Below are 20,946 nucleotides of genomic sequence, written 5' to 3'. Positions count from 1 at the left end.
CCGCCAGCGTCAGATCACATTCAACTCCCTGAAAGCCCGCCCCTCAGCGACACGGCTGTACCCAAACGCCGAGCAGTCCACCGTGCGGTAGCCGCCATGCACGATCAGCTCGGCCAGCGCCTTGCCGACCGCCGGCGCCTGCTGCAGGCCGTGGCCGGAAAAACCATTGGCGAAGAGAAAATTCTGCACCTGCGGATGCGGGCCGATCACCGCGTTTTGGTCGAGCGTGTTGTAATCGTAATGGCCGGCCCAGGCGCGCGTCGCCTTGATCGCCTCGAAGGCCGGAATGCGGGTCGCCAGCACTGGCCAGATTACCTCTTCGAACAGCGGCCAGTCGGGCTCGAAATCGCTGGGATCGGCGGGGCCGTCGCCGTCTTCCGGTTCGGCGCCGCCGGTGATGTAGATCGAGCCTTCTGGCCGGACATAGATGCCTGAGGGATCGACCAGCAGCGGCATGTCGTCATATTTCTCGCGCGCCTCGAAGATGAAGACATTGCGCTTGCGCGGTTCCACCGGCAGCACCAGTCCGGCCATTGCCGAGACTTTTCCGGCATTCGGCCCGGCGGCGTTGACGACGATGCCGGCGTCGAGCCTTTCGCCATTGTCGAGGCTGACGCCGGTGACACGGTCGCCCTGCCGTTCGATGCCGGTCACGTCGGCGGTGATGAAATCGATCTTTTTGTCGCGCAGCGCCTTGCGGAACAGCATCAGCATGGCATGCGCGTCGAACCAGCCCTCGCCGCTGCGGCCATAGGCGCCGGCGGTGATGCCCTCGGCCGACAGCCATGCAAACCGGCGGACGAGCGCCTCCGCATCCTCAAGCACGATGTCGGCGCCCTCGGCCAACTGCGTCTGGTGGTTGGCCTCAAGGATCGGCAACCCGTTCTCGCCGGCAAGGATGAGGTAGCCGCCTTCGCGAAAACCTATATCGGCGTCGGCCCCGAACTCTTCCGTCAGCCGCCGGAACAGTTTCAGCGTGAACTGCGACAGCCGGATGTTTTGCGGAATCGAAAACTGCTGGCGGATCGAAGCGCAGGACAGCGTCGTCGCCGCATGGGCAAACTGCGGGTCGCGCTCGACCAGCGCGATCGAGCCCGAAAACCCTTCCGCGCGCAAATAATAGGCGATCGAGGAGCCGACGATGGCTCCGCCGATGATGATGACGTCGTAGCGCACTTTTTCGCTTCTCCAGTTCTGAAGCATGATCCCGAAGCCGGTTTTCTGAAACGATCATGCTGCAATTCATACAGCCGGCAAGATGATCTCGAAGCGCGTGCCGCGCTCGGAGTCAACCAGGCGGATCGTGCCATCATGCGCTTTCAGCAGGGCCAGAACGATGCCGAGGCCCATGCCGGTGCCGCCGCAATCGCGGCGTGTGGTGAAGAATGGCTCGAAAATACGCGCGCGGTTGCTCGGCGAAATGCCGGCGCCGTCGTCGCTCACCTGGATCGTCGCCTTGCCGCCTGCGCTCGCCGCCGTGATCGAAACCATCGTCGCGCCATGCCTTGCCGAATTGTCGATGAGATTGGCGAGCACGATCGCTGCGTTCTCGGCCGAGATGCGCAGGCCGGTCTCGCCGCCCGCCTCGACCCGAAGCGCCAGCCTGTCCCCGGTCGGCAACAGCGCCAGGGCCGCAGTGAGCGACGTGCTTTCGCCGCTGGGCGCAAGATTTTCGGCGCGCGCCAGGTCGAGCAGACGACGCACCAGCAGATTGAGCCGCCCGGCGTCGGTGACGATATTGTCTGAAAACCGCCGCCGCTCGGCCTCGTCCATTGCGCTACCTGAATCGCGCAGCAGTTCGGCCGCCCCCTGGATCGCCGTCAGCGGCGATTTGAGCTCGTGCGAGACATGGGTGGCGAAGGTCTGGATACTGTCGGAGCGCGCATGCAGCTTTTCGGCCATCTCGAGGAAAGCGTCGGACAGCGCTGCCATCTCGCGCGTGCCATGATGGTCGAGTGGCCTGATCGCTGCTCGATCACCGGCGGCGATGCGCTTTGTCCGCTCCATCAGCGCGTAGATCGGCCGGCTGACGGTGCGAAGGAAGATCAGGCCGATGAGCAGCGTGCCGCCGAGGATGGCGATCGCCGCCAGCACCACCTTGCCGCGCTCGCCATAAAGATGCTTGACGATGTTGTTCGGCGTCCGCGACAGATAGACGACGCCGGCGACCTTGCCGGCGACGGCGACCGGCATTGCGACGAAGACGCGGACTCTCGTGCCGCGGCTGACCGAATAGAGCGAAGGTGGCGGCTCGTCTGATATCCTCTGCCTGAGCGCGCTGGCATAGCGGCCGGCAAGTGCTGCGCGAACCTCGCCGACGGCGCCGAGCGACAGGCCGATCTCCTCGCGTCCGGCGATGACGACGCCTTTGGGATCGAGCAGCCGAAAGCCGGCAAGCGTGGTTTTCTGCGTCTCGGCAAGAATACCCGACAGCCGCGCGCCGATCGCCGTGAAGGCGGGATCGACGGTGGCGACCGTCGCCGCGGGCCGTGTCGCCAGAACCCTGTCGGAGGCGAGATCGAGACGCGGCTCGATCGGCCGGTAGGGAGAGTCCGGATTGTCGCTGTCGGCAGGCACGGCCGCGCCGAGCTTTTCAGCCGCGATGCCGGCGTCGCGGACCTCTTGCGCATGGATGGCGGCAAGGGCGGCACCTTGCGCAATCAGCTCGGCCTCGGTCTGGCGGATCAGCTGGTTCTCGTAGAGCCTGAAGAAGAACAGGCCGACCAGCGGCAGCGCCATCACCATGATCAGGATGGCGACAACGATGGTGGCGAGGCGCGGCCGCCATTTATGCGCGGTCACGCGCCGCACCGGCCGAGCCGGAAGCCGACGCCATGCACGGTCTCGATCGCATCCGTGCAGCCGGCCGCCGCCAGCTTGGCGCGGATGTTGCGGATATGGCTGTCGACGGTGCGGTCGGCGACATGGATGTTGCCGGCATAGGCATTGGCCATCACCATGTCGCGCCCAAGCACATGCGCCGGGCGCGCCAGAAACCCTTTCAGGATGGCGAATTCGATCGAGGTCAACACCAGCGGCCTGCCGTCGAAGCTGGCGGCGTGGCTGGCCGGCAGCAAAGCCAGACGGCCGTGCAAAAATTGCCTGTCGTCGGCCGGTTCGGCTTTTGCCGGGCGGGCACGCCGCAGGATGACGTTGACGCGGGCGACCAGCTCGCGCGGGCTGAACGGCTTGGTGACATAGTCGTCGCCACCCATTTCGAGCCCGAGGATGCGATCGATTTCTTCATCACGCGCCGACAGGAACAGCACCGGTACATCGGATGTGTGCCGCAGCCGCCGGCAGACCTCCAGCCCGTCCATCTCCGGCATGCCGATGTCGAGCACGACAAGGTCGGGCGCGCGGCGCTCGATCGCCTGCAATGCGGCGGCGCCGTCGGCTACCGCAACCGTTTTCATGCCGGCCTTTTCAAGCGCGAAACAGATGATCTCGCGGATGTGCGGATCATCGTCGGCGATCAGGATGTGATGCGGCATCGATCAGCGGCCCGGCACGAAGGGTTCGGAGCCCTGAGGAACCACGAACGGGATAGACGTGTCGAGAGTGCGAAGGAGCCGCCAGTCGCGAAAGCTCCAGGCGCGCCAGTTTCCTGGGCCGCGCGGTAGCGGGCCTCGTCCTGTCCCAGCAAACGGGCGAGTTCGCGGTAGGGGGAAAAGCTGGCCGCATTCGTCCTGGCCTGCTGCTCGAGGAAGCGATCGAGTGCCGGCCGGGCGCTGGGACCGAGCGAACGCAGGTACCAGAAATCGAGCTCGGTTCCATGGCCGGTCATTTCGAATGAGTGCTCGACATTGTAGTTGGCGATCAGGGCGGCAAAATTGATGAACGAGCAGGCATAAAGCGTCGCCGATAGCGTCAGAAGATTGGCGGAAAGCAGCCATTCATTGGATTTTCCGAGCGCGATGCGGGCGATGATCAGGGTAAGGCCCGCCGCCACCAGCCCCATCCAGACGAAGGCGGCGACGCGCCAGTAGGTCAGCGCATAAATGCCGACATAGAGTTCAAGCCGCAGGATCGACGAGATGACCAGCACGATGTTCTGCGCCACCCAGACATAGACCAGCCGGCGGATGAACGGATCGCTGGAAGTGGCACTTCCCGGCCTGAGCGCCGCCAGCACGAAACCGGCGGCGAGCAGCGCCGTGACGATCAGCGGATAGGCGCCGCGATGCGCATAGGCGGCGTAGGTCAGCCCGTCGGGCAGGGCGATGCCGCCCCACAGATAGGTGGCGTCGAGCGCCGTCTGCATCGCGAACAGGATGTTGAAGACCACCAGCGCGCGAAGGATGGCGGCCTTGCCGAAGATGATGTCCTCGATCGCCCTGGCGGGTTTTGTCGTTGTCGTCACCCCGCTGACAGGGACAGGTGTCCCCCGATGCGCAATGCGGCGCAAGAAGCGCGGCAGGCGCGGCCGCAAAAAAGCCCAGACGCCGGCAAGCACGAGCAGCCAGAAGGCCAGCCGCGGCAGCTGGATGAGGTCGAGCAGTGCGTGGAGATCGATCAGCGACAGCCAGTTCTCGATAACCGGATTGGCGGCGCCGAACAGCGCCAGAAAAACTGCGCCCAGGGTCAGCGGCATGATCCAGACGGCGATCGCCGCAAAGCCGATGCGCCGCCGGCCAAGCCGCTGCGCCGCCTTGCGCCAGCGGACGAAATCGTGGACGAACCGAAACGGCGCTGCGAGCAGGAACAGCGCGACCTGGCCGGCAATGCGGCCAAATCCGCGCCGCAGCCGCCCGACCAGCGAAAGCGTAAAGACGGCCAGCGCCGCAAGCCCGATCGCGACGGACAGCGCGCTGACATTTTCAAGGAACGGCAGTAGCCCGACAAGCAGGCCAACGGGTTTGAACCAGGCCCGGCCGGCGCCGAGCGCCGACGGCTGGAGCGCCGCGGCCGCGGCGGCCAGCGTCATGCCGAACAGGAAGAGCGTGATGCCGACCGGCTGCCCATAGAAGAAGAAATCGGCCAGCGCGGCAAGCAGGACGGCAACGCCGAAGCGCGCGCAAGTGCCCGGCGCGGCGGTAAGCAGCGATGTCATGATCGGGTTTTCTCAGCGGCTTTGATCCGGCCGGGGGGCGGAGATTTGCGGATGAAGGGAAAGAGAGTCGCCGAACGCGGCGGATCGATGAGCCAGCAACCGTCATCGCGGAGGGGCAGGAACCAACGGGGCTTTTCGCGCTCTTGCATGCGCCCTTTTCGCCGGCCGAAATGCAGGCAGCGAGGCGGGTCCGAGGAGATTTTCCGCAATGTTGTGCAGTTTTTGTGCAGGGTCAGGAATCACTTCAGCTTTGAATCCGCCCCGTCACCCCTTTCCGGGCTCTTGCGCTGCCCCTCACCTGCCTGCCGGCATCCTCTCCCCGTATAGTGACGGGGAGAGGGTGCTCTCATCGCCGGTTTCGCCAATCACCAGCGTTGCAAGAATGGCGTCGAGGCTGCGCCACCCACTTCTCCCCGTCCCTATACGGGGAGAAGTGCCCGGCAGGGCGATGAGGGGCGGCGCCAACTTCGATGATTGGCTTGCATCCAATGCAAGCTATGACTGCCCGAAGCGATTGCCCTGTGTGCTTGCTTCGATCGCCTCCAGGCGGCATAGATCAGGCATGACTGAAACCTGCCGCCCGCGCCGCTCGGTGCTTTACGTCCCGGCCTCGAACGACAAGGCGCTGGCCAAGATCTCGTCGCTGGCCTGCGATGCCGTGATCATCGATCTCGAAGATGCCGTCGCCCCGGCCGACAAGGTTTTTGCGCGCGAAAAACTGGCTGATATTTTCGCTCACCGCGCAAACCTGCGCTGCGAAATGATCGTGCGCATCAACTCGCTCTCCAGCGAATGGGGCGCCAAGGACTTGCTGGCGGCGGCAAGCTGCGAGCCCGACGCCATCCTGCTGCCCAAGGTCGACACGCCGCGCGACGTCCTGGAAGCCGGCGACGTCCTCGACGACAATTTTTCACCCGACGCGGTGAAGCTGTGGGCGATGATCGAGACGCCCAAGGCGCTGCTCAACATCGGCCCGATTGCCGAGCTTGGCCGCGATCCGGCCTCGCGGCTGGTCTGTTTCGTTGCCGGAACGAACGACCTGGTCAAGGACACCGGCATTCTCGCTACGCCCGACCGGCGCTATCTCACGCCATGGCTGATGCAGATGGTGCTCGCAGCACGCGCCGGTGGCCTCGACCTGCTTGACGGTGTCTTCAACGATTTTCGTGATCTGGACGCTTTTGCGCGCGAATGCACGGAAGCAGCCGCCATGGGGTTCGACGGCAAATCGCTGATTCACCCGGCCCAGATCGATGCCGCAAACCGCGCCTTTGCACCATCTGCCGAAGGCGTGGCCGAGGCGCGTGCGGTCAAGGAGGCCTTCGCGCTTGCCGAAAATGCCGGCAGGCAAGTCATTGCGCTGAACGGAAAAATGCTCGAGCGGCTGCATCTGGCGCAGGCCGAGAAACTGCTGGCGAAGGCGGCCGCCAGCGCCAGCGGGACATGATCGCAACCCACCACAGGAATGAAAAATGAAACTCTACCGCTTTCTGTCCGGCCCGGACGATTCCAGCTTCTGCCACAAGGTGACGGCGGCGCTGAACAAGGGCTGGCACCTGTTCGGCTCGCCAACCTATTCCTACGACAAGCAGACCAAGGTCATGCGCTGCGGCCAGGCCGTGGTGAAGGATGTCGAGGGCCAGGAATACGGCCCTGGCACCAAGCTCAGCGATTGGTGACATCGCATCGAGCATAAACATCTTCCAGATGTCGGCGGGCCAGCACCCCCCTCTGTCCTGCCGGACATCTCCCCCTCAAGGGGGGAGATCGGATGTCGCATCGGCTTTCGCCAATCTTCAGAGTTGCAGCGTGTGCGGTGCGGGCCAAAGCTGCCAGTCTCCCCCCTTGAGGGGGAGATGTCCGGCAGGACAGAGGGGGGCCGCGAAGGAATGAGACGTCGATCCCTTTACTCGGCTGCCTCTTCGATCCGCTCCATATCATCGTCCGACAGGCCGAAATGGTGGCCGATCTCGTGGATCAGCACATGGGTGACGATGTCGCCCAGCGTCTCCTCGTTCTCGGCCCAGTAGTCGAGGATGGCGCGGCGGTAGAGCGTGACGCGGTTCGGCCCCTCGCCGGTCTGCGGATTCCAGCGCTCGGCGATGCCGCGCCCCTCGAACAGGCCGAGCAGGTCGAAAGGCGTTTCCAGCGACAAATCGTCCATGATCTCGTCGGTCGGGAATTCGGCGATCTGGATGACGATCTCGCCGGTCAGCTTGCGAAACTCCTCCGGCAGATGGGCGTAAGCTTCTAGCGCCAGGAACTCCATTTCCTCCATCGACGGCGAAAGCTCGTCGTGCCAGGTACGGGTTTTGTAGATGCGGGCCATGCGTTGTCCTTCTGATCCCGGCATATAGGCTTTCGCGCCGGACTCGGCAAATGGCCGGGTAGCCGTCCACGTACGGCAGGAATTAATTCCCCATGACTGCGCCCATGACTCCGCTTGACTCTTCGGCCGCCCTCTGGAATCTATTAGAACATAACAGGAACAATTGTGAGTGGAAGCTGACCGTCATGGCGACAAGCGCCGTGGCGCGGGAGACTGTTTTTGCCCTGCGCCGCCAGATCGCGAAGATCGAGGGAACGCTGCCCGAGCGCCTGCAGGCGCCGGCCGGCGCTCCCGTTGATGCGCCCCGGAATCCAACAGCTGATGTCACGCCCCAAGATCCAACAGCGGACATCCCGCCCAAAAATCTGACAATTGTCCGCCGCGGCCTCGCCGTGGCGCCGCCCGATGCGTTTCTGCGCACCGGCGCCGAAGGTCTCGATACTGCGCTCGGCGGCGGCCTGCCGAAGGCGGCGCTGAGCGAGATCCATGGCGCCGCGACCCGCGATGCCGGAGCCGTCGCCGGCTTCGCCCTGTCGCTCGTCGGCCTGATCCTCAAAAAGGGGCCGCGACTGCCGGTCCTGTGGATCGGCACCGCGGAAATCTTCCGCGAGGCCGGCTTCCCCTATGCCACAGGGCTTCATCGCCTTTTCGGCATCGAGCCGGAGCAATTGCTGTTTTCCGAGGCGCCAAGGCTCCTCGACGCGCTGTGGACCGCCGAGGAGGCCGTCCGGATGACGGCGCTCGCCGCCGTCATCCTCGAAATCCGCGGCAGTCCGCAGCGGCTGGACCTCACCGCGACGCGGCGGCTGCACGCCCGGGCGCAGAGCGCCGGCCGGCCGGTGTTCCTGCTGCGCCAGGCCGGCGAACCCGAGCCGACGGCGGCGCCCGTCCGCCTCGTCCTGTCGGCGGCGCCGTCGGCACCGCGCCAGACGATCGCCGGGCCGCTCGCCGGCTCGATCGGCCGCCCCGCCTTCACCGTCAGCATCGGCAAGAGCCGCACCGCCTTGCCAGGACAATTCACACTGGAGTGGAACCCCGATGAATGCAGTTTCGAGGAAAGAAGGACCAGGGAAGGACGGCAAGAACCGGCAGCGAATCCTGTCCCTGTGGTTTCCGCATCTCGCCGCGGAAAGGATCCTGCGCCAGCGTCTGGGACGGTCCTGGCGTTCGCGGCCGTCGGATCACCTGCCGCTGGTGATCAGCCATCGCCAGGCGAACGCGCAGCGCATCGCCGCCCTCGACGAGCGGGCTGAGGCGCTTCACCTGAAGCGCGGCATGGGCATAGCCGACGCGCGCGCCATGCATCCGTCGATCGACGTCGTGGAAGCCGATCCCGAGGCCGACCGCCGCCTGCTCGAAAGCCTCGCCGACTGGTGCGACCGCTACACCCCGCTGGTGGCGATCGACGCAGCCGACGGCCTGTTCCTCGACGTCACCGGCTGCACCCATCTTTTCGGCGGCGAACGGGCGATGCTGGACGACATCCTGTCGCGCTTTTTCCATCAGGGTTTCGATGTCCGCGCCGGCCTTGCCGCCACACCAGGTGCAGCCTGGGCGGCAGCGCGGTTTTCTGGTGACCGCATCGTCCCCGGTGGCGAGGAGGAAGCGCTTCTCGCACCCTTGCCGCTGGCGGCGCTGCGCATCGAGCCTGAGATCCGCGCCAGCCTGGAAAGCGTCGGCCTGCGCACGGCGGGCGCCGTCATGGCAGCACCGCGCGCGCCGCTCGCCCGCCGCTTCGGCAGATCGCTGCTTTTGCGTCTCGACCAGGCGCTCGGCCGCCTCGACGAGGCGGTGTCGCCGCGCCTGCCGGTGGCGCCGCTTTCGGTCGAACGCCATCTCGCAGAACCGATCATGCTGACCGACGAAATAGAGCGGCTGGTGAAAATGCTGGCGACGACATTGAAAGCGGACCTCGAGCGCCGCGGCGAGGGCGCAAGAAGGCTGGCGCTGCTGCTTTTCCGCGTCGACGGTGCCGTCAGCCGCATCGCCGTCGGCACCTCGCGGCCGTTGCGCGAGCCGCTGCTGATCCAGAAATTGTTCCACGAAAGGCTTGCCGCGCTCGAACAGGACATCGATGCCGGCTATGGCTTCGATCTCGTGCGCCTCTCGGTGCTGTCGGCCGCGGCCTTCGACATGCAGCAGGCGGATCTGACCGGCGAGACGCGCGATGACGGCGCCGACATCGCCCTTTTCGCCGACCGCATCCGCGCCCGGCTCGGCGACAGCGCGGTTTTGAAACCGGTTGCCGTCGAGAGTCATCTGCCCGAGCGCGCCGTCGCCACGCATCCCTATGCGGAGGCGCCGCAAAGGCTCTCTGCGCCGAAGCAGCCGGACAAGATACAAGACACCAGGCCTGTCTTGCGGCCAGAACGGCCGATCCGGCTGTTCCGTTCGCCCGAGCCGATCGAGGTGCCGGCCACCGAAATGCCAGAAGGACCGCCGATGAACTTCCGCTGGCGGCGCGCGCTCTACCGGGTGGCGCGCGCCGAAGGGCCGGAACGCATCGCCCCGGAATGGTGGCGGGAGGCAGCGGGGCAGGAAGCGACCCGGGATTATTTCCGCATCGAGGATAGCGACGGCCGCCGTTACTGGCTTTATCGCCAGGGTCTCTACGGCGCCTCGCAGGCGGCGCCGCGCTGGTTCATGCATGGGGTCTTCGCATGAACGCGCTAGCGGCCGTCCCCTACGCCGAATTCGGCATCCAGTCGAATTTCTCGTTCCTGCGCGGCGCCTCGAAACCGGAGGAGCTGGTGGTTGCGGCAAAGTTCCTCGGCTTTTCGTCGATCGGGCTTGCCGACCACAACACGGTGGCCGGCGTCGTGCGCGCCTGGCAGCAGGCCAAGGTGGAAGGTCTTTCCTATCATCCCGGCTGCCGCCTGGTTTTTTGCGATGGCACGCCCGACGTTCTCGCCTATCCGCAGGACCGCAAGGGCTGGGGCCATCTGTGCCGCATGCTGACGCAGGCCAATATGCGCGACGACAGCGAAAAGGGCGCACCGCTGCTCTATCGCGACGACCTTTTCGAATGGGGCGATCTCATGTCGCTGGCGATCCTGCCGGATCTGTCGATGCCGGCCGAGGATGATCTCAGGCTGATCAGCCGCCTAAAAGATCGCTTCGGCAAGACCCTGCGGCTTGCCGTTTCGCCGGATTATCACGGCAACGACCGCTACCGTGTCGAGCAGGCGGCTGCCATGGCCGAGGCATCAGGCATTCCGCTGATGGCGACCAACGACGTTCTTTACCATACGTCCGAACGGCGCCGGTTGCAGGACGTGCTGACGGCGATCCGCCTCAACCTGCCTGTTGCCGAAGCCGGGCTGGAACTGGCGGCCAATGCCGAGCGCCATTTGAAGCCGCCAATGGAGATGGCGCGGCTGTTCCGGCGGCATCCGCAGGCACTGGCGCAAACGCAGCACTTTGCCGGCGAATTGAGCTTCTCGCTCAGTGACCTCCAATACAACTATCCCGACGAACCGACGGAATCGGGCCTTGGGCCCCAGGCCGAACTGGAAAGGCTGGCTCTGGAGGGAGCCGCGATACGCTACCCCTCGGGCGTTCCCGCCGATGTGACCAGGCGCATCCGCGAAGAACTCGCTTTGATCGAGCGCCTGAATTACGCGCGCTATTTCCTGACAGTCTACGACATCGTCAAATTTGCCCGCAGCCAGGGCATACTCTGCCAGGGACGTGGCTCCGCGGCCAACTCGGTGGTCTGCTATTGCATCGGCATCACCGAAGTGGGGCCCGAGCGGATCGATTCGCTTTTCGAGCGTTTCATTTCCGAGGAAAGAAACGAGCCGCCCGACATCGATGTCGATTTCGAGCATGAAAAGCGCGAGGAGGTCATCCAGTATATCTACTCGAAATACAGCGCCAAGCGCACCGCGCTTGCCGCGGCCGTCGTCAGCTACCGGGGCCGCTCGGCGATGCGCGAAGTGGCCAAGGCGATGGGCCTGTCGGACGATGTCAGGAGCGCGCTGTCCAGCTCGATCTGGGGCTGGTCGACCTCGGAGCTCGGCGAAAAGGAGACCAGCGCCGGCGGCCTCGATCAGACCGATCCGTCGACAAGGCAGGTGATCGAATGCGCCAACGAGATCATGGGCTTTCCCCGTCATCTGTCGCAGCATGTCGGCGGCTTCGTCATCACCAGGGACCGGCTCGACGAGATCGTGCCCATCATCAAGACGGCGATGGACGAGCGCAAGATGGTCGAGTGGGACAAGGACGATCTCGACGCGGTGAAAATCCTCAAAGTCGACGTGCTGGCGCTCGGCATGCTGACCTGCCTGCAGCGCGCCTTCACTCTGCTTGAAGATCATTATCCCGACGCGCGGGATGACTTTGGCCGGCCCTATGTGCTGGCCACCCTCCCTGCCGAGGACAAACATGTCTACGACATGATCTGCCGTGCCGACACGATCGGCGTCTTCCAGATCGAATCGCGCGCCCAGATGTCGATGCTGCCGCGGCTCAGGCCGAAAACATTCTATGACCTCGTCATCGAGGTGGCGATCGTGCGGCCCGGCCCGATCCAGGGCGACATGGTCCACCCCTATCTGCGCCGCCGGCAGGGCAAGGAAAAGCCCGAATATCCCAAGCCGGAACTGGAAGAGATACTCGGCAGGACGCTGGGCGTGCCGCTGTTCCAGGAACAGGCGATGAAGATCGCCATTGTCGCCGGCGGCTTCAGGCCGGGCGAGGCCGATGAACTGCGCCGCGCCATGGCCACTTTCAAGCGCACCGGCACGATCGGCAATTATCGCAAGCGGATGGTCGAGGGCATGATTTTGCGGGGTTACGAAAAGGACTTCGCCGAGCGCTGCTTCAAGCAGATCGAGGGTTTTGGCGAATATGGCTTTCCCGAAAGCCATGCCGCCTCCTTCGCCCTGCTGGTCTATGCCTCCTGCTGGTTCAAGACCTTCTATCCCGACGTGTTCTGCGCCGCGATCCTGAATTCCCAGCCGATGGGGTTTTATCAGCCGGCTCAGCTTGTCCGCGACGCGCGCGACCATGGCGTTGAAATCCGCGAGGTCGACGTCAATTTTTCCGGTTGGGACTGCGCGCTGGAGGAAGTGCCTTTCGATCCAACCCGCCTCCTCGACCGCCATGCCCAGATGCGCGGCGTCATCCGGACCAGCCATGCCGTCCGGCTGGGTTTTCGCCAGGTCAAGGGCCTGTCGAAGGAGCGCATGGAGGTGTTTGTCGCCAGACGCGGCGACGGCTACGCATCCGTTCGCGATGTCTGGCTGCGCTCGGGCCTCTATGTCGATGAGATCGAGAAGCTGGCGCAAGCCGACGCTTTCCGTTCGCTCGGCCTCGACCGCCGCGACGCCCTGTGGGCGGTCCGCGCGCTCGACGGCAGGAGTGCCACGGAGACCCTGCAGCTGTTCGACCGGCCGGCGATTCGCTTGCGCGATCTCGAGCCCGAGACCAGGCTGCCGACAATGCCGCTCGGCGAGCACGTCGTCCACGACTACCGTTCGCTCGGCCTGTCGCTGAAGGCGCATCCGTTGGCCTTTCTGCGCCAGCGGCTCGACCGTTCCGGCGTCACCCCCAATGCGCGCCTCGGCCAGGTTCGGGACGGCAAGCGCGTTTCGGTCGCCGGCCTTGTCCTGGTGCGGCAGCGGCCGGGCAACGCCAAAGCGATTTTCCTGACGCTGGAAGACGAGCAGGCGGTCGCCAACGTCATTTTTTGGGAAAGGACCTTCAACCGCTACCGGTCCATTGTCATGGGCGCGCGGCTGGTCCGCGTCACCGGCAAACTGCAGTCGGAATCGGACGTCATCCATATCGTCGCCGACAAGGTCGAGGACCTGACACCCTGGCTGTCCGTGCTTTTGCAGGAGAAGCCCGATGTCCCTGTCGTGCAAAACGACCGGCAGGACATCGCGGGGAAGGCAGAAAGGGTCATGCCCAAGGGGCGCAATTTTCAATAGGGGATGTGTCGGCGGGACAGCGAAGGATCACCACGCTTCAGGACGGCCCACCCAACCGCGATGGCGGCAATCCGTCGTCGAAGGGGAGCGAGCGCGCCTCAGAAGGCAGCATGATCGGGATGCCGTCACGCACCGGATAGGCAAGCCGTGCGACCCTCGAGATGAGCTCGCTGCGCTCCGGATCCCAGCTAAGCGGACCCTTGGTCAGCGGGCAGGCCAGCAATTCCAGCAGCTTGGGGTCGACATTGGCCTTCTTTCCCTCACGCCCATCCACCATTTTTGCCAGTCCTCTCGTTCGTCCTCAGTCTTCGTGCGTTGACGCTGCCCCTCACCTGCCTGCCGGCATCCCTCTCCCCGTATAGTGACGGGGAGAGGGACGCTCTCATCGATGGTTTCGCCAATCACCCGCGTTGCAGAACGTCCGCCAAGGCTGCCGACAGCCCCTTCTCCCCGTCCCTATACGGGGAGAAGTGCCCGGCAGGGCGATGAGGGGCGGCGCCGACTTCCGCAATTGGCTTAGTCCCTGCGTTCCTTTTACTTTGCCTACTGCAAACTCGAGCCGAAATCCTCGTTTTCGCGTGCCAGCGCCATTTCGGTGATGGCGATCAGCGTTTCGGCGCGTGTCTTCAGGTCCGCCGCTTCGAGCAGCGCCTGTTTCTCGGCCGGCCCGTAGGGCGCCATCATCGACAGCGCATTGACCAGCATGGCGTTTTCGGCGCGGCTGACGCTTTCCCAGTCGGCTTCAAGATCGTTGGCCTGCAAATAGGCGCGAAATGCCTTGAGCAGCGCCGGCCGGTCGATCTCGGCCTCGGCTTGATCTTCGTCGAGATCGGTGAGAAAGGGTGCAAACCGGCACTGGCGGAAGGGCGTCTTGACCACAAGCTCCTGCACGATGCGGAACCGGCACACACCTTGCAGCGAAATCAGGTAGCGGCCGTCGCCGCTCTCGGAAAGCGCGATGATACGGCCGGCGCAGCCGACATTGCAAAGCGCCGGCTCGCCGTCGGGACGCCGCGCGCCGTCGAGGCTGGGCTGTATGACGCCGATCAGCCGCGATCCGGCGATCGCCTCATCGACCATCTCCAGATAGCGCGGCTCGAAAATGTTGAGCGGCATGCGGCCGCCCGGCAGCAGCAAGGCGCCTTCAAGCGGGAAGATCGGCACCGTCGGCGGCAAATCCGTATCGAGCCGGTAATGCGCGTTTCCCGCCTGCACTTCAAACCTCCGCTCGCTCCCTCAAGAAGCGCATCAAGCCCGCCCATCCCTTCGCAACCTGACCCAAAATCGTCACCAGGCGAAGAACGGATCGGTCAGGCCTCCTAATCTGGCGCAGCCATTGTCGACCGCAAGGCCATCAGGCAAAAACAGCTTGAGGCGGGCTCAGGAAAACAGCAGCGACGACAATTTGCGCCGTGCCGCCAGCGTTGCCTCGTCGGTCATGCCCCAGGCCTCGAAGAACTGCAGCAACTGCGTCTTGGCGCCGTCGTCGTTCCACGAGCGATCGGCTTTGACGATCGCCAGCAGATTGTCGGCTGCGGCCATGCGCTCGCCGTTGGCGTTCTGGATCATGGCAAGCTCGAAACGTGCCTGATGATCCCCGGGGTTCTCAGCCAGGCGGCGCTCGAGCTCGGCCGGATTGCCAAGTGCTTGTGCCTGCGCGGCGAGCGCCATCTTGGCGCGCACCGCGGCGAGCGGCGGCGCATCCTTTTTTGCTTCCGGCGCCCGCGCCAGCACGGCTTCGGCACCCTCGGCATCGCCGGCCTCGAACAGCAGATCGCCCAGCCCGGCAATCGCTTCGATCGTCTCCGGCGCCTGTTCCAGGATCGCGTCGAAAATGTCCGCCGCGGTATGCACATCGCCGGCGGCGCGCGCCTCCGCGGCCGCGGCAAGCGCCTCGGCCACCTGCGGCGCACCATTGCCCTTGCCGCCGACCTTCTGGATGAAGGCGGCGATCTGGCTCTCGGGAATGGCCCCCATGAAGCCGTCGACCGGCTGGCCGTCCTTGAATGCGATGACTGCCGGTATCGACTGGATGCCGAGCTGTCCGGCGATCGAAGGATGGTCGTCGATGTTCATCTTGACCAGCTTGACCTTGCCGCCGGCGGCGGTGACCGCCTTTTCCAGCAGCGGCGTCAGTTGCTTGCAGGGCCCGCACCATGGCGCCCAGAAATCGACCAGCACCGGCTGACGTCGCGATTCCTGGATGACGTCGGCGGCAAATGTGGCGGTCGTCGTCTCCTTGATGACGTCGGCAGCGACAGGCGGGTCGCCAAGCGCGACTTTCGCGGGGGTGGCGTCAGTGCCGCCATACTGCACAGTGGTGGCATACTGTCCGGCATTGCTGCCAAACGGGCCGCCAAATTGATTGTTGTCGCTCATCTCGTGCCCTTTCGGTCGCCGCCCGGCCGCCAGCCCGGCGCAACATCCTTAATTCTCACTCAGAAGTCGGTTTATCGTCATCCATGTGGCGATCATGCCGTGACTTTCAAGATAACAGCATCATGCCCGGTTGCCTCGACGAATTTGACCAGGTCGGCGGCGGCGATCGATGTCGTTGCCTCGTTGGTCAGCGGATGGGCGTTGATGACGGCATGGCGCATCAACTCGTGGTCGAGAACGACCTTGACCCGTAACTGCGTATCGTTGATCAAGCCGAACACGGTGACCGCCCCCGGAACGACGCCGAGAAGCTCCATCAGCATCTCCGGCTTGCCGAAGGACACGCGCCCGGCGGCGCCGATGATTTGGTGGATCTGCTTGAGATCGACCACCGCCTCCTCATCGACGCTGACCAGGAAGAAATTGTCCTTCCTGTCCTTGAGGAACAGGTTCTTGGTGTGCCCGCCGGCGATTTCCCCGCGCAGCGCCTGCGAATCGGCGACCGTGAACAGCGGCGGATGGCGCAGGGTCGAGACCTCGATCCCGAGATCGGCGAGAAAGGCGAAAAGCTCGGCTTCGGTTTTCGGCATGTCGTTTCTTGTCGGACCTTCTGTTGTTGCGGTTTGGCTTGTTGTCGCGGTTTGGATCATGCCGTTTACGGCCAATGACGCGGCCGAGACAAGACCGTTGCGCAGCAAGGCTGCCGATTGCGTTCCTGTCCGCGCTGGGGAAGGCTCGTTTACGTCGCCGGGTGCGGCCAAAAAACCTGCGATTTCCCTGTTGCAATCGCCGCGCCCTTCAGCCATATAGGCTCGGCTTGCGGCCCAAAAGCCGCGCGAGCGGGTGTAGCTCAGGGGTAGAGCACAACCTTGCCAAGGTTGGGGTCGAGCGTTCGAATCGCTTCACCCGCTCCAGTTTCCTCTAAGGGAATCAAGCATCGAAAAGCCGCGGTCCGCCGCGGCTTTTTCGTTTTGGGGCGGTTGAAATCGCAGCTACTTCAAGCCTGGGAAAAGGCCGTGGTCACCGCGCAGTCCCGGGGGTGGCGTCAGGGTGACTCTTGGACGCGGCAATCGCGACGAGATGGACGCCAGTCCGCCCAACAGATGTCATGGGATTTTTTCAGGCAAGGGCCAGCGCCTGGGTGATATCGGCAACAAGGTCGTCGGGGTGCTCGACGCCGATCGACAGCCTTATTGTCGACTCAAGAACGCCGATCCGTTCCCGAACGTCCTTGGGCACGCCCGAATGGGTCATGGCGGCAGGATGGCTAGCCAGCGATTCCGTGCCGCCAAGGCTGACGGCAAGTTTCAATATCTGAAGGGCATTGAGAAACGCGAACGCCGCGGCCTGACCACCGCGAATATCGAACGAAAATGTCGATCCGGCGCCCGTGCATTGCGTCCTGAATACGCCTGCGGCCGGAGTGTCGTCGCCGAGGAACGGCAGATATGCCACCCTTGCGACCTTCGGGTGGTCGGCCAGGAATTCGGCGACGATGCGGGCATTGGCGTTGGCTTTCTGCATGCGAATGCTAAGCGTTTCCAGCGAGCGGCCGAGCATCCAGCACGAGTGCGGATCGAGCTGCGTGCCGATCGCCCCCCTGAGCGCCTTGATCGATTTTGTGACGGCCTTGCTGCCAAGTGCCGCGCCAGCGATCAGATCGGAATGACCACCGACATATTTGGTCAGGGAATAGACGGAAACGTCGACGCCGTGGTCAAGCGGATTCTGAAACACCGGTCCGAGCAAAGTATTGTCGCACACAACGACCGGCCGCTCGCCCTGTTTGGCGGCGATCTCGTCGGCGATGCGGCCGACGGCCATGAAATCGACCAACGAGTTGGTCGGGTTGGAAGGCGTCTCGATGAAGATGACCGATACGCGACGATTCCTGCAACCTTCATCGGCCGCCGCGCGAATGGCTGATTCATCGACACCATCGGCGAAACCCACAGCGCCGACGCCAAAATTGGCCAGGGTCTTGGCCAGCAAAGTTTCAGTACCGCCATAAAGCGGTTGCGAATGCACGATGGCGTCACCCGGACGGGCAAAGGCAAGCAGGGTGGTGGCGATGGCCGACATGCCTGACGAGAACAGGATGCAGGCCTCGGCCCCTTCGTAGATTGCCAGGCGATCCTCGACGATTTCGCTGTTGGGATGATTGAAACGGGAATAGACCAGCCCGGCTCCGGTTCCGCTCGGCGGTTCCTTGCGGCCGGATACGAAATCGAAGAAATCGCGCCCCTCTTCGGCAGATCGGAACACGAAGGTCGAGGTGAGGAACACCGGCGGCTTGACCGCACCTTCCGACAGCTGAGGGTCGAAGCCGTAGCTCAGCATCAACGTTTCCGGATGCAGCCGATGATTTCCGATATGCGTCTTGGACGGACGTGGGGCGGTCATGACGATCCTCCGATCAGGTTGTTCAGACCAAAATTAGAGGAAGAAACAACCCCAGTCTCTTGCTAATCCACACGGTTCCATTGGTCATCAGACGGATCCGGCATGCGATGGTACGCTCGCGCCCGAGGATGCTGTCTTTTTTGGACTCGAAAACGGTCCGGTCGGTCCGATCTCTTTCCAATTCTAAGCGCGAACAGCAGTCAAAGACCGATAGTGGCGCAGATAGTAGGAGAATAGGAAACATACCGGACCGACCGGACCAGAAATGGGCGAGCCGAGTGCCTGGGCGCCAAGCCGGAAGACGTAGTGCACGGTCCGCTAGGCTAGGCGCGTGGTTGCTGCACCATGCGACGTTGCAAGAGATCAGGACGGATGAAGGCCGGCCTTCAGCGCGGGTTCTGGCGGCGCGCGGAGGCCGGCCCGGGCCCGCGCATATAGTAGAGCTCTGGCCGATAGCGCGGGACAACGAATTCGCGAAAGGCTGATGCCAACCGAGTGATCAAAACCCAACGTTCCATGACCCAATCTCTCCCTGGGCGCACTCTTAGCCGATTCCTATAACCGCAAGACTCCGCCGCGGGAGACTGTTCGTTTCCGATTCTTGTCTGCGCTACGACGGCTTTTCCGCCGACCGCGGACGTACCGCTGGCGGCCGCATCTTTCAGGAATGCTCTACGCGACCACATCCACAGTCTCGCGACCATCGAGGCGCTCCCTATGACCTTGTGACGCCCAGCGGACATGGTGGCAAAGTCCGTGACGCTGACGCCGACGCCGATACGGTCTCGGGTGATGGACCGCTTGAACAAAAGACCGAATCGGATTGGGTCGCAGTCAGAAATTCCCATGAGGTGACTGACGACCAGAGGGCTACCCCCACGGCGGCGGCCAAGAACACTGCGGGAAGGCCGAACAGAAGCTTACGCGACATCATTGTCCCAACCTCACACGCCGGTATCGATGTGGAACAGGGTCTTCGCGCCCGGCATGTCTGAAGCTGTGGAAGCAAGAACCGTGCCACGCAATCGCAAGGCCGGGCTTCCGGAACCAGCGGAGGGGAAATCAGCGAGCGACGCACGAACTACTGGAGTGCCCCCAGCCTTCGACGTATAATTGCCCTAAATTTCGGGGAGGAAGTGCCATGAATGCAGTGCCTAAATGGCGGCTTGCAGGCGACTGGTTCGACATCTGCAGCTGCGACATCCCTTGCCCTTGTGAGTTCGCCCAGCGGCCGACCGGCAATCACTGCCAGGGCGTGCTCGCCTGGCATGTGCGCGAGGGTCAGTATGGCGACGTGAAGCTCGACGGACTGACGCTGGTGGCGCTCGGCGAGTTCGAAGGCAATCTGTGGGCCGGCGAGGCAAAGGCCGTGATGGGCATGTACCTCGACGAGAAGGCGAACGAGCGGCAGCGCGAAGCCCTGCAGGCGATCTTCGGCGGCCAGGCCGGCGGCTGGCCGGCGGGCTTTGCCGCCAATATCGGCGAGATGCGTGGCATGGAGTTCGTGCCGATTACTTTCGAGGTGGCGGGCGACCTCGCCACCTGGCGGGTCGAGATTCCTGGCCTCGTCGTCGGGCGCGCGGAAGCGCTTTCCGGTCCCACAACACCACCCGGCAAGCGGGTGCAGACGATCAACCCGCCGGGCTCGGAGGTCGGCCCGGGCCAGGTTGCCACCTGGGGGCGTTCTGTCGAGGTGAGCACCAAAGGCTTCGGGCTCGACTGGACGGGCACGGCCCGCTCGAGCAAGCACATTCCGTTCGACTGGACCGGCCCGAATTAGGCGTGCCGATGCCTGACGCGTTCCCCAGGAAATCGTGGCGGCTCTGGAATTTGCGTGGCATGCCGCTCGGCCTTCTCGCATCGCTCGTCGTGCTGACAGCAGCGGCGTGGGCGCTCACCCTCTACCAGACCTTCAGCATGGATATGCCCATGGGCATTGCGGTGCGCGGCGGGATGGAGGGTATGGAAGGCATGGCCGGCATGGCGATGGCCGGAATTGCCGCCGACGGCTGGTCACTCGCCGGCGCCGCCGCATTTCTCGCTGTATGGACTGTGATGATGGCGGCTATGATGCTGCCGGCCGCGGCGCCCATGATCTTTATGTTCGCGGCGGCGCAGGCTAGGCACGAACAGCACGTGGCCGTCCCGACATGGATGTTCGTCGCGGGCTATATGCTCGTCTGGGCGGCGGCGGGCCTTCTCGTGTATGTCCTGGTCCAGTTCGGCAGCGAGTTCGCGACGAGCCTCGATCCGCCTCAGCGTTCGAAATGGGCGCCGCTCGCGCTCGGTGTCACGCTTGGCGTCGCCGGACTCTACCAATTCACGACCCTCAAGCACATTTGCCTCAGCCATTGCCGTTCGCCGCTCGCTTTCGTTGCGCAGCGCTGGCGCGACGGGCGGGTTGGCGCGCTCGAGATGGGGCTGCGCCACGGGCTCTATTGCTTCGGCTGCTGCTGGGCGCTGTTTGCTGTGCTGGTCGCGGCGGGCGTCATGAGCGTCGCCTGGATGCTGCTTTTGACGCTGGTCGTCTTCGTCGAGAAGCTGATGCAGCGTGGCCGCCGCTTCGAAGGTGCTTTGGGCATTGCGCTAATAGCCCTCGGAATCGTTGTGTCGTTCGGGGCGATCGAGATGCCTTGGATGGGCGGCTAGCGGCTTTCGCTTCCATTCTCGCCAAACCGCGCCCACAGTGGGCTGGGTGACGGGTTCGTCAGAAGGAAGGCGAGCGCTTGTAACCTCTTTGTATCGCAGCAGCGCCGTTATTTCCGGCTTCCGCCAAACCATAGCCACTGGAGATGGTGAAGCGATTCGAACGCTCGACCCCAACCTTGGTCTCTAAGGGAATC

17 protein-coding genes, 1 tRNA gene and 1 pseudogene are annotated in these 20,946 nt (G+C 64.0%); 8 read left to right on the top strand and 11 right to left on the bottom strand.

Annotation, left to right across the window (positions count from 1 at the left end):
- Positions 1-9 precede the first annotated feature (9 nt).
- The 4 genes from AC0L3O_RS12010 to AC0L3O_RS11995 all read right to left on the bottom strand — a co-directional run bounded on the left by AC0L3O_RS12010 (position 10) and on the right by AC0L3O_RS11995 (position 5,053).
- Positions 10-1,176: an NAD(P)/FAD-dependent oxidoreductase gene (locus tag AC0L3O_RS12010; RefSeq protein WP_128245786.1), complete on the bottom strand. Its 1,167-nt coding sequence runs from the start codon at positions 1,174-1,176 to the stop codon at positions 10-12.
- Between the two features lie 66 nt (positions 1,177-1,242).
- Complete coding sequence (locus AC0L3O_RS12005) at positions 1,243-2,739, bottom strand: ATP-binding protein (protein WP_288141995.1); 1,497 nt, start codon at positions 2,737-2,739, stop codon at positions 1,243-1,245.
- A 59-nt stretch (positions 2,740-2,798) separates the two neighbouring features.
- On the bottom strand, positions 2,799-3,494 hold the full coding sequence (locus tag AC0L3O_RS12000) for a response regulator transcription factor (RefSeq protein WP_128245785.1): 696 nt from the start codon (positions 3,492-3,494) through the stop codon (positions 2,799-2,801).
- A complete protein-coding gene (locus AC0L3O_RS11995) occupies positions 3,476-5,053 on the bottom strand; it encodes a DUF4153 domain-containing protein (protein ID WP_473615666.1) in 1,578 nt (525 codons plus the stop codon). Before AC0L3O_RS11995 ends, AC0L3O_RS12000 begins: the two co-directional genes overlap by 19 nt.
- 562 nt (positions 5,054-5,615) lie before the next feature.
- Here AC0L3O_RS11995 and AC0L3O_RS11990 point away from each other — a divergent pair.
- The gene (locus tag AC0L3O_RS11990) at positions 5,616-6,500 is read left to right on the top strand and encodes an HpcH/HpaI aldolase/citrate lyase family protein (RefSeq protein WP_473615665.1); all 885 of its coding nucleotides are present in this window, start codon (positions 5,616-5,618) and stop codon (positions 6,498-6,500) included.
- A gap of 25 nt (positions 6,501-6,525) precedes the next feature.
- Positions 6,526-6,732, top strand: a complete 207-nt coding sequence (locus tag AC0L3O_RS11985; protein WP_023804277.1) for a DUF1737 domain-containing protein — start codon at positions 6,526-6,528, stop codon at positions 6,730-6,732.
- A 227-nt stretch (positions 6,733-6,959) separates the two neighbouring features.
- Here AC0L3O_RS11985 and AC0L3O_RS11980 read toward each other — a convergent pair whose 3' ends face one another.
- Positions 6,960-7,382: a metallopeptidase family protein gene (locus AC0L3O_RS11980; protein WP_023802719.1), complete on the bottom strand. Its 423-nt coding sequence runs from the start codon at positions 7,380-7,382 to the stop codon at positions 6,960-6,962.
- Between the two features lie 185 nt (positions 7,383-7,567).
- On the opposite strand from AC0L3O_RS11980, the gene AC0L3O_RS11975 reads away from it, so the two are divergent.
- Genes AC0L3O_RS11975 through AC0L3O_RS11965 form a run of 3 tightly spaced genes read left to right on the top strand, consistent with a single transcriptional unit; the run spans position 7,568 to position 13,321 of the window.
- On the top strand, positions 7,568-8,635 hold the full coding sequence (locus tag AC0L3O_RS11975) for an ImuA family protein (protein ID WP_473615663.1): 1,068 nt from the start codon (positions 7,568-7,570) through the stop codon (positions 8,633-8,635).
- Positions 8,577-10,046 (top strand): DUF6504 family protein, encoded by a 1,470-nt coding sequence (locus AC0L3O_RS11970; RefSeq protein ID WP_473615662.1) that lies wholly within the window; start codon positions 8,577-8,579, stop codon positions 10,044-10,046. Before AC0L3O_RS11975 ends, AC0L3O_RS11970 begins: the two co-directional genes overlap by 59 nt.
- The gene (locus AC0L3O_RS11965; RefSeq protein WP_473615661.1) at positions 10,043-13,321 is read left to right on the top strand and encodes an error-prone DNA polymerase; all 3,279 of its coding nucleotides are present in this window, start codon (positions 10,043-10,045) and stop codon (positions 13,319-13,321) included. The genes AC0L3O_RS11970 and AC0L3O_RS11965 overlap by 4 nt, the downstream gene beginning before the upstream one ends.
- A gap of 37 nt (positions 13,322-13,358) precedes the next feature.
- On the opposite strand, the gene AC0L3O_RS11960 is transcribed toward AC0L3O_RS11965, so the two are convergent.
- From AC0L3O_RS11960 to AC0L3O_RS11945, 4 genes are all read right to left on the bottom strand, one after another.
- Positions 13,359-13,598 carry a Trm112 family protein gene (locus AC0L3O_RS11960; protein WP_419695252.1) on the bottom strand — a complete coding sequence of 80 codons (240 nt, stop codon included), beginning with the start codon at positions 13,596-13,598 and terminating at the stop codon, positions 13,359-13,361.
- Between the two features lie 266 nt (positions 13,599-13,864).
- Positions 13,865-14,536, bottom strand: a complete 672-nt coding sequence (locus AC0L3O_RS11955; protein WP_128187761.1) for an LON peptidase substrate-binding domain-containing protein — start codon at positions 14,534-14,536, stop codon at positions 13,865-13,867.
- A gap of 165 nt (positions 14,537-14,701) precedes the next feature.
- Positions 14,702-15,700 carry a thioredoxin gene (gene trxA / locus AC0L3O_RS11950; RefSeq protein ID WP_473615660.1) on the bottom strand — a complete coding sequence of 333 codons (999 nt, stop codon included), beginning with the start codon at positions 15,698-15,700 and terminating at the stop codon, positions 14,702-14,704.
- A gap of 92 nt (positions 15,701-15,792) precedes the next feature.
- Positions 15,793-16,290 carry a prolyl-tRNA synthetase associated domain-containing protein gene (locus tag AC0L3O_RS11945; RefSeq protein ID WP_023802712.1) on the bottom strand — a complete coding sequence of 166 codons (498 nt, stop codon included), beginning with the start codon at positions 16,288-16,290 and terminating at the stop codon, positions 15,793-15,795.
- Between the two features lie 249 nt (positions 16,291-16,539).
- On the opposite strand from AC0L3O_RS11945, the gene AC0L3O_RS11940 reads away from it, so the two are divergent.
- Positions 16,540-16,614, top strand: a tRNA-Gly gene (locus tag AC0L3O_RS11940).
- Positions 16,615-16,819: 205 nt separating this feature from the next.
- Here the strand turns inward: AC0L3O_RS11940 and AC0L3O_RS11935 are convergent.
- Both AC0L3O_RS11935 and AC0L3O_RS11930 read right to left on the bottom strand, forming a co-directional pair.
- Entirely contained in the window at positions 16,820-18,103 is a 1,284-nt protein-coding gene (locus tag AC0L3O_RS11935; RefSeq protein ID WP_473615658.1) for a cystathionine gamma-synthase family protein, read from the bottom strand.
- A 626-nt stretch (positions 18,104-18,729) separates the two neighbouring features.
- Positions 18,730-18,789: pseudogene (locus AC0L3O_RS11930) on the bottom strand (twin-arginine translocation signal domain-containing protein); the annotation flags it as partial.
- A 455-nt stretch (positions 18,790-19,244) separates the two neighbouring features.
- On the opposite strand from AC0L3O_RS11930, the gene AC0L3O_RS11925 reads away from it, so the two are divergent.
- Together AC0L3O_RS11925 and AC0L3O_RS11920 are read left to right on the top strand one after the other, a co-directional pair.
- The gene (locus AC0L3O_RS11925) at positions 19,245-19,883 is read left to right on the top strand and encodes a DUF1326 domain-containing protein (RefSeq protein ID WP_473615657.1); all 639 of its coding nucleotides are present in this window, start codon (positions 19,245-19,247) and stop codon (positions 19,881-19,883) included.
- Between the two features lie 8 nt (positions 19,884-19,891).
- Positions 19,892-20,752 carry a DUF2182 domain-containing protein gene (locus AC0L3O_RS11920; protein ID WP_473615656.1) on the top strand — a complete coding sequence of 287 codons (861 nt, stop codon included), beginning with the start codon at positions 19,892-19,894 and terminating at the stop codon, positions 20,750-20,752.
- The last annotated feature ends 194 nt before the right edge of the window (positions 20,753-20,946 follow it).

The organism is Mesorhizobium sp. WSM4810 (genome assembly GCF_055811235.1).
The sequence above is the reverse complement of the archived record's forward strand: the minus strand, read 5'-3'. Positions and strand labels throughout refer to the sequence as shown.

What these genes read in the sequence shown, in the direction of transcription:
- AC0L3O_RS12005 (WP_288141995.1), bottom strand. Translation starts at nt 2,739, where the DNA reads ATGGCGCTGCCGCTGGTCGGCCTGTTCTTCTTCAGGCTCTACGAGAAC.
- AC0L3O_RS12000 (WP_128245785.1), bottom strand. Translation starts at nt 3,494, where the DNA reads ATGCCGCATCACATCCTGATCGCCGACGATGATCCGCACATCCGCGAG.
- AC0L3O_RS11995 (WP_473615666.1), bottom strand. Translation starts at nt 5,053, where the DNA reads ATGACATCGCTGCTTACCGCCGCGCCGGGCACTTGCGCGCGCTTCGGC.
- AC0L3O_RS11990 (WP_473615665.1), top strand. Translation starts at nt 5,616, where the DNA reads ATGACTGAAACCTGCCGCCCGCGCCGCTCGGTGCTTTACGTCCCGGCC.
- AC0L3O_RS11985 (WP_023804277.1), top strand. Translation starts at nt 6,526, where the DNA reads ATGAAACTCTACCGCTTTCTGTCCGGCCCGGACGATTCCAGCTTCTGC.
- AC0L3O_RS11980 (WP_023802719.1), bottom strand. Translation starts at nt 7,382, where the DNA reads ATGGCCCGCATCTACAAAACCCGTACCTGGCACGACGAGCTTTCGCCG.
- AC0L3O_RS11975 (WP_473615663.1), top strand. Translation starts at nt 7,568, where the DNA reads ATGGCGACAAGCGCCGTGGCGCGGGAGACTGTTTTTGCCCTGCGCCGC.
- AC0L3O_RS11965 (WP_473615661.1), top strand. Translation starts at nt 10,043, where the DNA reads ATGAACGCGCTAGCGGCCGTCCCCTACGCCGAATTCGGCATCCAGTCG.
- AC0L3O_RS11960 (WP_419695252.1), bottom strand. Translation starts at nt 13,598, where the DNA reads ATGGTGGATGGGCGTGAGGGAAAGAAGGCCAATGTCGACCCCAAGCTG.
- trxA (WP_473615660.1), bottom strand. Translation starts at nt 15,700, where the DNA reads ATGAGCGACAACAATCAATTTGGCGGCCCGTTTGGCAGCAATGCCGGA.
- AC0L3O_RS11945 (WP_023802712.1), bottom strand. Translation starts at nt 16,290, where the DNA reads ATGCCGAAAACCGAAGCCGAGCTTTTCGCCTTTCTCGCCGATCTCGGG.
- AC0L3O_RS11935 (WP_473615658.1), bottom strand. Translation starts at nt 18,103, where the DNA reads ATGACCGCCCCACGTCCGTCCAAGACGCATATCGGAAATCATCGGCTG.
- AC0L3O_RS11925 (WP_473615657.1), top strand. Translation starts at nt 19,245, where the DNA reads ATGAATGCAGTGCCTAAATGGCGGCTTGCAGGCGACTGGTTCGACATC.
- AC0L3O_RS11920 (WP_473615656.1), top strand. Translation starts at nt 19,892, where the DNA reads ATGCCTGACGCGTTCCCCAGGAAATCGTGGCGGCTCTGGAATTTGCGT.